General features: G+C 66.1%; 9 protein-coding genes. 3 read left to right on the top strand and 6 right to left on the bottom strand.

Annotated elements, in window-relative coordinates:
* Positions 1-101: 101 nt before the first annotated feature.
* Positions 102-1,124: an NADP-dependent oxidoreductase gene (locus DJ74_RS18130; RefSeq protein WP_094528227.1), complete on the bottom strand. Its 1,023-nt coding sequence runs from the start codon at positions 1,122-1,124 to the stop codon at positions 102-104.
* A 125-nt stretch (positions 1,125-1,249) separates the two neighbouring features.
* On the opposite strand from DJ74_RS18130, the gene DJ74_RS18125 reads away from it, so the two are divergent.
* Positions 1,250-2,518, top strand: a complete 1,269-nt coding sequence (locus DJ74_RS18125; protein ID WP_094528225.1) for an amidohydrolase — start codon at positions 1,250-1,252, stop codon at positions 2,516-2,518.
* Between the two features lie 117 nt (positions 2,519-2,635).
* On the opposite strand, the gene DJ74_RS19820 is transcribed toward DJ74_RS18125, so the two are convergent.
* The 4 genes from DJ74_RS19820 to DJ74_RS18110 all read right to left on the bottom strand — a co-directional run bounded on the left by DJ74_RS19820 (position 2,636) and on the right by DJ74_RS18110 (position 8,099).
* Complete coding sequence (locus tag DJ74_RS19820) at positions 2,636-2,767, bottom strand: hypothetical protein (RefSeq protein ID WP_254922203.1); 132 nt, start codon at positions 2,765-2,767, stop codon at positions 2,636-2,638.
* Between the two features lie 46 nt (positions 2,768-2,813).
* Positions 2,814-3,941 carry a CapA family protein gene (locus DJ74_RS18120; protein WP_094528223.1) on the bottom strand — a complete coding sequence of 376 codons (1,128 nt, stop codon included), beginning with the start codon at positions 3,939-3,941 and terminating at the stop codon, positions 2,814-2,816.
* A gap of 66 nt (positions 3,942-4,007) precedes the next feature.
* Complete coding sequence (locus DJ74_RS18115; RefSeq protein WP_094528221.1) at positions 4,008-4,952, bottom strand: DUF368 domain-containing protein; 945 nt, start codon at positions 4,950-4,952, stop codon at positions 4,008-4,010.
* Positions 4,953-4,958: 6 nt separating this feature from the next.
* Positions 4,959-8,099, bottom strand: coding sequence for an oligosaccharyl transferase, archaeosortase A system-associated (locus DJ74_RS18110; RefSeq protein ID WP_094528220.1), 3,141 nt, complete (start codon positions 8,097-8,099; stop codon positions 4,959-4,961).
* Between the two features lie 97 nt (positions 8,100-8,196).
* Between DJ74_RS18110 and aglG the strand changes: the two genes are divergently transcribed.
* Positions 8,197-9,135 carry a glucosyl-dolichyl phosphate glucuronosyltransferase gene (gene aglG / locus DJ74_RS18105; RefSeq protein WP_094528218.1) on the top strand — a complete coding sequence of 313 codons (939 nt, stop codon included), beginning with the start codon at positions 8,197-8,199 and terminating at the stop codon, positions 9,133-9,135.
* 32 nt (positions 9,136-9,167) lie between these two features.
* Here aglG and DJ74_RS18100 read toward each other — a convergent pair whose 3' ends face one another.
* Positions 9,168-10,151, bottom strand: coding sequence for a hypothetical protein (locus DJ74_RS18100; RefSeq protein WP_094528229.1), 984 nt, complete (start codon positions 10,149-10,151; stop codon positions 9,168-9,170).
* A gap of 111 nt (positions 10,152-10,262) precedes the next feature.
* On the opposite strand from DJ74_RS18100, the gene DJ74_RS18930 reads away from it, so the two are divergent.
* Positions 10,263-11,277, top strand: a 1,015-nt coding sequence (locus tag DJ74_RS18930) for a polysaccharide pyruvyl transferase family protein (RefSeq protein ID WP_176451384.1), incomplete at its 3' end; no start/stop codon positions are given.

The raw sequence follows: 11,277 nt of genomic DNA, 5'->3' as shown, positions 1-11,277 counted from the left end.
GAAACGAGAGGGTGAGAGGGAGCGGGAGAGCGAGAGGAAACGAGAGGGCGACAAGGAGGCGAAAATCGAGGAAGACGTACCGTGCGTGGAACCGACTCCGGCTACTCTCCGTCCGGCGACGACACCCGCACCACCTGCTTACCGATGTTGTCGCCGGCGAACAGCCCGAGGAAGGCGTCCGGAGCGTTCTCGAGGCCGTCGACGACCGTCTCGCGGTGCTTCAGCTCGCCGCTCGCGACCCACCGTCCGAGCCGCTCGCTGGCCTCGCCGAACCGGCTCGCGAAGTCGCCGACGAGCAGCCCCTCGACCCGCGCCCGGACCGGGATCAGCTGGGGGAGCTTCCGCGGGCCGGTCGGGACCTCCTCGTCGTTGTAGTGGGCGATCTGCCCGCAGACGGCGACGCGCGCGTCGAGGTTCAGCTGCGTGAACACGGCGTCCGTGATGGGCCCGCCGACGTTGTCGAAGTAGACGTCGACGCCGTCCGGCGCGGCCGACTCCAGCGCGGCGCGGTAGTCGTCGGTCGTCTCGTAGTTGATCGCCGCGTCGAAGCCGAGGTCGTCGGTGAGCCAGTCGGTCTTCTCGTCGCTGCCGGCGAAGCCGACGACGCGGCAGCCGTTTCGCTTCGCGATCTGGCCGACGACCGAGCCGACCGCGCCCGCGGCGCCGGAGACGACGACCGTGTCGCCGGGCTTCGGCTCGCCGACCTCCAGGAGCCCGAAGTAGGCGGTCCGCCCCGGCATCCCGAGGGCGCCGAGGTAGGCCTCGGGGGCGGCGACCGCGGGGTCGACCGGGGCGACGTCGGCCGCGTCGAGCGCCGCGTAGTCGGCCCACCGGCCCTCGCCCGTCACGAGGTCGCCCGCCTCGTACGCGTCGTGTTCGCTCTCGACGACCTCGCCGACGACGCCGCCGTTGAGCGGGTCGCCGACCGCCCACGGCTCGGCGTACGATTCGGCGTCGCGCATCCGACCGCGCATGTACGGGTCCACGGAGAGGTAGCGCGTGCGAACGAGGAGTTCGCCCGGCGCGGGGGAGGGGACGTCGGTCTCCCGCAGTTCGAAACAGTCCTCGTCGGGCTCGCCGGTCGGGCGCTCGGCGAGCACCCACTCGCGGTTGGTGTCAGTCACGGTCGGCGTTGACCCCTGCGCCTCAATAGGGTTTGGACGCCAGCAGGGCACGGGGCCGAATCGGGGGCGACGGCGACCCAGCTCCGCCGGGTGATTTTTTCCGACGGCCCGCGAGGGTGACGGGTATGGACGCGTTGCACTCGTTCGAGGGGCAGACGCTGCGAGCGATCAGACGAGACCTCCACCGCCACGCCGAGGCGGGCTGGAAGGAGTTCCGGACCTCCGCGCTGCTGGCGGCCGAACTCGACGGCCTGGGGTACGACGTGCTCGTCGGCGAGGACACCGTCGCACCGGACGAGCGGATGGGCGTGCCGCCGGCCGACGAGGTCGCCGCGGCCAAGGAGCGCGCTCGGGAGGCCGGCGCGCCGGCGGAGTACCTCGACGCGATGGGCGACGTCACCGGGGTCATCGCGACGCGGGAGTTCGGCGACGGCCCGACGATCGGACTGCGGACCGACATCGACGCGCTCGAACGACAGGAGGCGATGGACGACGACCACCGCCCGGCCGCGGAGGGGTTCGCGAGCGTCCACCCCGGCGAGATGCACGCCTGCGGCCACGACGCGCACGCCGCGATCGGCGTCGGCGTGGCCCGGGCGTTCGCCGAGAGCGGGTTCGACGGCACGCTGAAGTTCTTCTTCCAGTCGGCCGAGGAGGGCGGGCGCGGCGGCAAGCCGATGGCCGAGAGCGGCCACCTCGACGACGTCGACCGCCTGCTCGCCGTCCACGTCGGTCTCGACGAGCCGACGGGCACGGTCGTGTCGAGCTACGACGCCCCGCTGTCGAACGCGAAGGTCGACGTGACGTTCTCCGGGGAGCCCGCCCACGCGGGCGGCGAGCCGCACGCCGGGCGGAACGCGCTGCAGGCGGCGACCGCGGCGATCGGGAACCTCTACGGGATCGCGCGCCACGGCGACGGCGCGACGCGGGTCAACGTGGGCAGGGTGAGCGCGGACAACGCCCAGAACGTGGTCTGCGAGGAGGCGACGATGCGGGTCGAGGTGCGCGGCGAGACCCACGACCTCAACGAGTACATGCTCGGGCGGGCCCGCGAGGTCGTCGACGGCGCGGCGACGATGCACGACGTCGACGTCGAGGCGAGCCTCTACGGGAAGACCACGACCTTCCGCAACGACGACGCGGTGGTCGACGTGGTCGAGGCCGCGGCGGAGGCGACGCCGAGCGTCGACCGGATCATCGAGAAGGAGTTCGGCGGTAGCGAGGACGCCTCCTACCTCATTCGCCGCGTGCAGGACCAGGGTGGGACCGCCACGTACCTCGGCGTCGGCGCGAGCAATCCCTCGGGCCACCACACGGCGTACTTCGACGTCGACGAGGACGCGATCGACGTCGGCGTCGACGTGATCGTCGACGCGATCGGTCGGCTGGCCTGACGTATCCAGCCCGGGGGTCTGACGTATCCCACCCGAGGTCTGACGTATCCAACCCGGGGGTCTGATACGGTGGCGGATGCCCGGCGGACGCCCGGCGGACGCGCCGAGGCGGGACGCTCAGGTCGAGTCCGTCGACAGCACGAACAACGCGCACGCGGCGCCGATCACCAGTATCGCGATCAGGAGGACCGGCATGATCGTTTCCAGCTGCGCCGCGCTCAGACCGAACAGATCCCCGCTAGCGGTCATGCGCATTTCAAGCTATCCAGCGGGTGACCGTCGTCGCCGCCCTAGTTCATCCCTCGCCCAACGGGATCGAGAGGCCGCCGGCCACGCGCTCGACGTCGGTCCCGAACGCCGCGGAGCGCTCCGCGACGGTCTCCCGAACCCACTCGGCGACGTCGGGGTCCGCGATCGTCGCCGCCTCGTCGACGATCGCGGTCGGCTCGACGAACAGCTCGTCGAGGTCGCCGTCGCGGACGACCAGCTCGAACAGCGCGCTGCGCTTGTTGTGAACCCCCTGCCGGTCGACGTAGTCGACGTAGTCGTCGACGAAGTCGCCCGCGTCGTAGACGATCGGCCGCCCCCGATACACCTCGACGCCCTGGAGGACGTGCGCGCTGTGGCCGTGGACGACGTCGACGCCCCGATCGACGAGCCACCGCCCGAACCGCTCGTGGACCCGCCGCGGTTCGGTCTCCCAGTTCGCGCCCCAGTGCAGGGAGGCGACGACGAGGTCCGGATCGTGCGAGCGGGCGCTCTCGAGAACCCCCTCGACGAGCGAGCGCGTCGCCGGGATCGAGGGATCGAGCGTCGCGAAGGCGGTGCCGGGCTCTTCTTGAGCCGCAGCGAACGCCTCGGACTGGTCGGTGAGGCCGAACGCCGCGACCGTGACGTCGCCCGCCTCGAACACCGCCGGCTCGAGCGCCGCCCCGAGATCGGTCCCGGCACCGGCGTGGGCTATGCCGGCGTCGCCGAGGTGCGTCCGCGTGTCGCGGAGCGCGGGCTCGCGGAAGTCGAGGATATGGTTGTTCGCGAGCGAGACGAACGAGGCGCCGGCGGCCTCCAGCGCCGGCACGGCGAACGAGGGATCCGACCGGAAGTAGTACACCTTGTCGGGCCACCGCGTGCCGCGCTCGGAGACGCAACACTCCAGATTGGCGACGAGCCCGTCGAGCTCCGCGAGGCGCGGCAGCGTCGGCCCCCAGACCCCCGCGGGGTCGTCGTCGGCCCACCGCTCGTTCACGCTGCGCCCGAGCATGAGGTCGCCGACGAACCCGAGCCGCGCGTCGACGTCGGCGGCGTTCGGGTCCTCGCGTCCCCCGGCCTCGTCGTTACGTCCGCCCGACGGGGACGCGACGCAGCCGGCGACGCCCGCCAGTCCGACGGCGCCCGACGCCAGCAGGGTTCGACGAGTTCGCATCGCTCGCGGCTTCGGCCGGCGTCGATTTCAAGCCACCGAGTGAGCACCGGCCGCGTCCGATCGCGGTCAGTACTCGATCGTCGCGGAGTACCGGTCGAGCACGAACACGAACGCCGCGCCGACGAGCGCGGCGAGGGCGAACCGCGGCGCCGCCCCCTGCCACGACTCCCCGCTTTCGGCGAGTCGAGTCGAGACCTCGAGGAGCGGCGCCCGGAGCGCGCCGACGACGAGGCTCACGAGGAACGCGAGCGTGGCGGCCCGAGCGCGGGCGAGCGCGTACCTGACCGTGTGCGCGATGGTGAACAGCCCGACGACCCCGCCGAGGAGAAACGTCAGGACCGGCGGGAGCGTCTCGACGAGCGCGTCGCTCCCGTTCCCGGTCAGGAACGCGGCGAGCCCGTCGACGGCCCGGCTCACGGTCCCCGACATGTACTCGTACTGGCCGAGCACGATCAGGAGGAGCGATCCCGAGATGCCCGGGAGCACCATCGCGCTGACCGCGACCGCGCCGGCGACGAAGACGAGCGGTAGCGAGCTGCCGAGGCCGGTCGAGGCGACGCCCGAGGCGAGAAACGCGAGCAGGAAGCCCGCGACCGCCGCCGCCTGCCGCCGGGGCGTGTCGAGCGTGACGCCGCGGAGCAACACCGCCGCGCTCGCCGCGATCAGCCCGAAGAAGAAGCCGTACGTCGCGACCGGCCGCGTCGCGAGCAGGTAGTTGACGCCGCTCAACACGGTGACGACGGCCGTGCCGATCCCCGCGCCGAGCACGAGCAGGAAGGCGCCGTCGATCTCGTGGAACGCGGCGCGGGCGTCCGGGATATTGGCGGGTCGGACGCCGGCGAGCACGCGTCGAATTCGAGACGGGTCGACCGCGGTCACGGCCGCGATCAGGCGCTCGTAGATGCCGACGATGAGCGCGATGGTGCCGCCGGAGACGCCGGGGACCGCGTCGGCGCTCCCCATCGCGACGCCCTTCAGGTACAGCGTCGCCCACTCTCGAAGGCCGACCATCGCTGGTTACGGGCTCGCGCCGATGCCGACGGTCGGGTCGACGGCGGCGTCCGCCGCGACCGGCGTCGCGGGCGCGACCGCCGCGCTCTCGTTGCTCGATCCGTCGCCGCCGTCGGAGCCGCTCCCGTCGACCGGGCAGTCGGGGTCGCCGCTCGGGCAGTCGACGATCTCCTCTTCGAGCTCGACCGTCGCCGCCGCGTCGTCCGCGCCGACGACCTGCCCCTCGGTCACCTCGACCTGCCCGACGCGCTGGGTGGTGTACAGGTCGTCGCCGGTCGTCTGCGCGGTGGTGATGTTGTACGCGCCGGTCGCGCGGACGCTGGTGTTCGTGTAGCCGTTCTCCGGGCCGAACTCGTCGTACCCGGTCGACGAGTACGGCACCGTGAACGCGAACTCGCCGTTCGAATCGGCCTCGGCGTACTGCGTGTACTCGAAGGTCCCTCCCGCGGGCTTCCGCATCTCGACGGTCGCCTCGACCTCCTGACCGGGCTCGGCGCCCGAGCCCTCGATCGTCGCGCCGGGGACTCGCTCGAACGTCTTCACGTAGTCGTCCTGGAACGCCGCGAGGAAGGACTCGCCGAGGATATCCTCGACGCTGGTCCCCTCGGGGACGAGCTGCTGGAGGACGCGGACCTGCAGCGCCGAGGGCGACTGTCCCTGCGCCTGCGAGGCGTGGACGAGCCGGTGGTGTTCGAGCGCGGCGACGCGCTCGGAGGGGAGGTCGCCGACGCCCCCGATCTGCGCGCTGCCGTCCTGCTCGACGTACTCGCGCGCCGCGGTCATGTTGTCGAACTGCCGCACCGTGGTCGTCGGGTCGGCCGGGAGCGTGTTCACCTCGACCTGCCCGCCGCTCCGCGTCTCGGCGGTCCGCGTCTCCCAGTCGACAACTACGGGTTCGGGGTCGACCGCGCTACCGTAGTGTTCGTACAGGCGGATCATCTGACTCTCGTGGTAGCGCTGCGTGTTCACCTGCATCACCGTCTGGAACCCGCCCTGCTCGGTCTGCTGGTAGAGCACGCGGTTGAAGTCGGAGCGCGTCTCGTTGCCCGAGTAGAACGTGACGGGGGCGCCGAACTTGGAGTTCGGCGAGGCCATCTGCCAGTCGACCATCACGTAGCGGGTGTGTTCGCCCTCCTCGCTCTGGCCGGCGAGCACCTCGCGGGCCGCCTCCTCACTCGGCGCGAGGAGGTAGTCGGCCGCTTCGCCCGCGTTCTGCTGGAACGGATTCGCGTTCGGGATGCGCTCGGCGCGCGTGGTGATCCAGTGGCCGTAGTCCCACCACGACTGCACGCCGTACGCGCCCTCCGGGTACTCGAAGTCGCCGTCGGCCGGGCGCTCGTAGGTGCCGTACAGCTCCATGGGGTTGTCCGCGCCCTCGAGTTCACCGGGTGTGGGCGTCTCGTCGTTCATCCACTGGAGGCTGCCGTCCCACTGGGTGACGCCCCCGGGGCCGGTGTTCGCGCCGGCGGCCCAGACGGGGGTCACCATCGCGACGAGCGGGACGATGAGGACGACGACGAGGGCGATCGCGACCATCGCCTGCCAGCCTTCGACGTCGCGGACGTCGTCGAGCGACCGGAGGCTGATCGCGTCAAGCGCGACCTGCAGGAAGTACGCCGCGCCGACCGCGACGATCACCGCGAGGTAGTAGTTGAAGCGGGTCTGCGTGAACGCGGCGCTCCCGATGAACGCCGCCCACACGACGAAGTACAGCTCCTCGACGTCGTACTCGACGAGGAACGTCGCGCCGACGAGGAGAGCCGCGGCGATAGCGAGGCCGACGACCTGCCAGCTCACGCCGACGACGCCACCGATGGCGCCGTACAGCTGGGGGACCGCGTAGACTGAGCCGACGACCGCGAGCGCGGCCGGGATGTAGAGGGTGTGGTTGGCGTCATCGGAGCGGTAGAGGGGGCGGGCGACGATATAGAGGACCGCGGCGAGCGCGAGGAAGAACGCGAAGCCGTACTGTGAGAGGACGAAGTCGGAGAAGGCGGCGTTCTGGAGGGGGGGTTGGCCCTCGCCGATCGTCTGGAACGTCGCGCGGGCGCTAAAGCCGACGAAGTTCAGCAGGTTGCCGGTGAGCGTCCTCCAGAGTGACGGAAGTGCGAGCCAGACGACGCCCGCAGACGCGAGGATGAGTCCGCCGACGGCCGGCGGGTAGGTCTCGACCCCGAGCTCCCGCGTCTCCCACTGCCGGGCGAGCCACGCGAGGAAGACGGCTCCCACGGCGACACCGAGCGGGAGGACGACCTGCGTGAGCGAGTAGCTGGTGACGCCGAACGAGAAGTTGTCGAGCGGGATCAGTTGCATCAGGCCGGTGACGCCCATCGACACCGCGCCCGCGAAGGCGATCGGTTCGGGCGTGGTGCCGTGATACACGTCGCTCGTGATCTTAATGGCGAGGAAGACGCCAGTAAATCCGACCATGAGGACGCCGGGCTGCCATGTCCACATGTAGAGGCCGAGTGCGACGCCCGCGGCGGCCGCGTACGCGGTCGGACGCTTCAGCGCGTCCCAGTCGCGGTCGACGACGAGCTCCCAGACGGGCGCCTCGCGTTCGGCGACCGCAAAGGCGACGAGGAACGCGAGGACGGCGAGGCTCTGGAAGAGCACTTCGGCCGCGCTGTGGTCGGGGAAGCCGACGAGACTGTAGCTGAAGAAGGTGCCCGGGAGGAGCGCGAGGACGACGACGGCGCCGACCGCGGCGAAGCGGTCGACGAATCGGCGCGCGATGAAGTAGGTCGGGATCGCGACGAGTGCACCCGCGATGGGGGCCATGATGAGCATGACCTCTTCCGTGCTGCCCATGATCGGACGAGCGATGAAAACGCTGACCGCCATGATGTGGTCCCACAGCGTCCCGAACTGCCCGGCCGACCGACCGACTGGGAAGCCCGTCCAGACGTCGAAGGGGAGGGTGTTCGGCCAGTTCTCGAGGAGGTAGCTCGTCTCGCGGAAGTGGTACCACGCGTCGTTGCCACGGAAGTACACCTCGCCGTTCTGAATGAAGTTCCCGTACGATCGAAGACGAGTCCACAGCATGAACACCACGGCCCCGAGGAGGATCGGGACGTGGTACCACCGTTGGAGGACGTCGAGGGGCGATCCCTCGTCGTTCCCGACGGCGTCGGTTTGCTCGCTCATTACAGGATTGAACTCGCAAAACGTCCATAAGGCTTGTTATAACTGCGCGGCGGCGGGTTCAGAATCCTTATTGATCCGGGCGGGAAAATCGGCGCTAATGAAGGTCTCCGTCGTCGTCTGCACGTACACGATGGACCGCTACGACGTCTTCACGGAGGCCGTTGAGAGCGCGCTCGCGCAGACGTACGACCCGATAGAGGTCGTGCTCGTGATCGACGGCAACCCGGAGGTGTACGAGCGGGCGGTCGAAGACTTCGGCGACAACGAGGATGTCGTTATTTCCGACAACGACGAGAACCAAGGCATCTCCTACAGCCGGACGCGCGGGGCGGAGCTAGCGTCGGGCGAGGTCGTCGCGTTCATCGACGACGACGGGGTGGCCGAGGAAGACTGGATCGCGAACCTCGTCGACGTGTACGAGGAGACGGACGCGATCGCGGTCGGCGGCGACGTGCGCCCGAACTGGCAGGGCGAGCGACCGGACTTCTTCCCGGAGGAGTTCTACTGGCTCGTCGGCTGCGTCGAGCCGGGCTTCGCCGAGGACGGCGAGGAGGTCCGGAACACGTACGGGTCGAACATCTCGTACCGGCGCGATGCGTTCCTGGAGGTCGGCGGCTATGATCCGAACACTGGTCGGAAAGGCGACAAGCATCTGCAGGCCCATGAGGCGCCTGTGGGGATTCGGCTGCTGGAAGAGTTTGGACAGGGGATGGTGTACACCGAGGACGCCGTGGTGCACCACACGCTGTTCGAGTACCGCGGAGAGTTCCGGTGGTTGGTGTTTCGATCGTTTTGGCAGGGCTACTCCAAGCGCGTGATGGACCTGTTGTACCCGGACGCACCCGACGCGAAAGGCGACTACCTGAAATGGTTGCTGGCTGACCGGGTGCCACGGCGGGTGAAGGGATTGGTTCTGTCGCCGTCGATGGCGGCGGTGACACAGATCGGGGCGATCGGGGCGTTTACTGCGGCAGTCGGGTTAGGATATCTGTACGCGATGGCGACGCCGGAACTGGTGGAGAAGGCGAATCAGTAGCTAACTCGCGAGACGTTGTGTAGTACCTTCGATCAACGGTACCCGAGATCACGGAGGTGTTCTGCAACGTCGGTTTCGACAGAGTCGGACTCAATCTCGATATCGGGCTCTCGTGTGTGTTTGTCTTTTGCGGTGGTTTCAATCCACGGGACCTTTCGAACTACCGGGTGAGGGAATCCCTCGGGGTGTCCGTACGCTTTCCACTCGCCGAAGGCTTCGCCATGATCAGACGTGATGACGACCTTTTCGGCGTCGATATTCTCTAAGAGCTCCTCGACATCATCGAGTACCCACCGAAGCGTCTCTTTGTACGCATCGTAGACTTCGCTCCGGGATGCAACTTTTTGCTCCAGCAACCTGTATCCGTGGCGTTCCACCTCTGTTGGCTCCCGTCCGTCATGGTACGCGGAACCAATGTACGGGAGGTGGGGTTGCGTGTAGTGCGAAATAATACGATTTGCACTCCCAAGACGCCCTTTCTCAATAGTGTGGTCTGTGATTACTTGCGGGAGTACTGCACTGTACTCCTCATCGTGATGTGTCTCCCAGACAGGTACGTGCAGGTTTAATTCGTCCTCACAAAGGACAGACCACGAAGACAAGTCGATGGGGATCGTGTTGTTCGCAGGGGGGTACTGGTGGTCTCGAAGAACTGCCCCACTGTAGCCATTCCCCGAGATATATGTCGTATTATTTACTTGCTCCCGATGAGATTCGGAGAATGTATTGGCCATCCACTCTGCCGACTGACTACCGATCGACCATCTAGTGTCGATTGTTTCGATGAAATCGTACTCGTCCGCAACCTCGCGTAACGTATCAACTCTGCAAGCGTCGAGGACGACGAGAAGATCCCAGTCCGACTCGAATACGTTCGTCCCAAAGGGTGACCGAGAAGTCACTCCGTACCAGGCAGACAGGTAGGCAGTAAACAGAAAGTACAGTGGAGCACGTCGTGGATGTTGCCGAACGTGATCCGCTAATTCCGACGACCACTGTCGGAAGTTCATCTCCATACTCATCCTGTAACCATTCGGTAGATATGAAAACAGTGGTGTTCGATTGAGGGCGAGTTTTTGATCGTATCTCTCAGTGGGTTTTAGTAGAGGAGAATCGAACAAGTGATGATGGAAATGAGCGGGCGGTTTATGCGTGAAATCGAGAAGGCCCGAAAAGCGAAGAAACTCGCCGGCATGTTCGTGAAATCACATAGAAAACATGATATCTGTATCTACGGGTCGTATGCTACAGGCAACACCGGCGACTTGGCAATCGGGCAGGCGTTGCAGACAGAATTAGAGGAGAGGGGATACCATTCTGCGATGTTTTCTCGAAAAGTCTCGGGAGATTCGTCGGCGGTAAGTCTTCTCGGCGGTGGCGGACAAATCCACGATATGTCCGAGAAGAAACTCAAAACCGACTTAGGGAGACTAGACGAGTCCTCAATGATTATCGGAGTTGGTGTGGAGCCGATTCTTGACGCAGAGCTACAGGAGTGGGTCAACACAAAGCTCAATCAACTGTCTCTCATCACGGTCCGTGACGAACGGTCCAAACAGATTCTCGATCGGTACACTGACGCGGAAGTAATTGCGACCAGTTGTCCAGCGTTCCTTCACCACATCCCCGAAACACCTACCCGTGGAGAGTATACAGGTGTCTCTCTACAGCCAATTGAGATACCTCCAGCGAGATTCAATAGTCCGAAAGAAAACATCCGAAGAATTGTTCACTATGGAAATGAGGTTACACCTGAAAATATCAACCAGCAGTACCGTGAAACAATACATGATATCATTTCGTCTGTTCAAAATCCAAAACTGATACCATTCCATCACTTTGACCAAGAGTATTGTAAAAATTTTGATGGATTAGGCTGCTTCAGTTACGATTACAACGTCAAACAGGCATTACGACGGGTGGCGGGAGCGAAACAGATGATCTGTACCCGCTATCACTCTCTGGTCTTCTCGATACTTTGTAATAAACCGGCGATAGCAATCGCATATGCGCCGAAAGTTGCCGAACTTGCCAACCGTGCTGACATTCCCTGCTATAGTCCCGATCAGCCGATCAGTTTTGATTTCAAGAAGCCATCCAACAGAGAAAAAATACTCGCGGACTGCTTTGTTGAATCCGATG

Source organism: Halorubrum sp. Ea8 (assembly GCF_002252925.1).
Classification (GTDB): Archaea; Halobacteriota; Halobacteria; order Halobacteriales; family Haloferacaceae; genus Halorubrum.
Note: the sequence above shows the minus strand (reverse complement) of the source record. Positions and strands in the feature narration are given on the sequence as shown.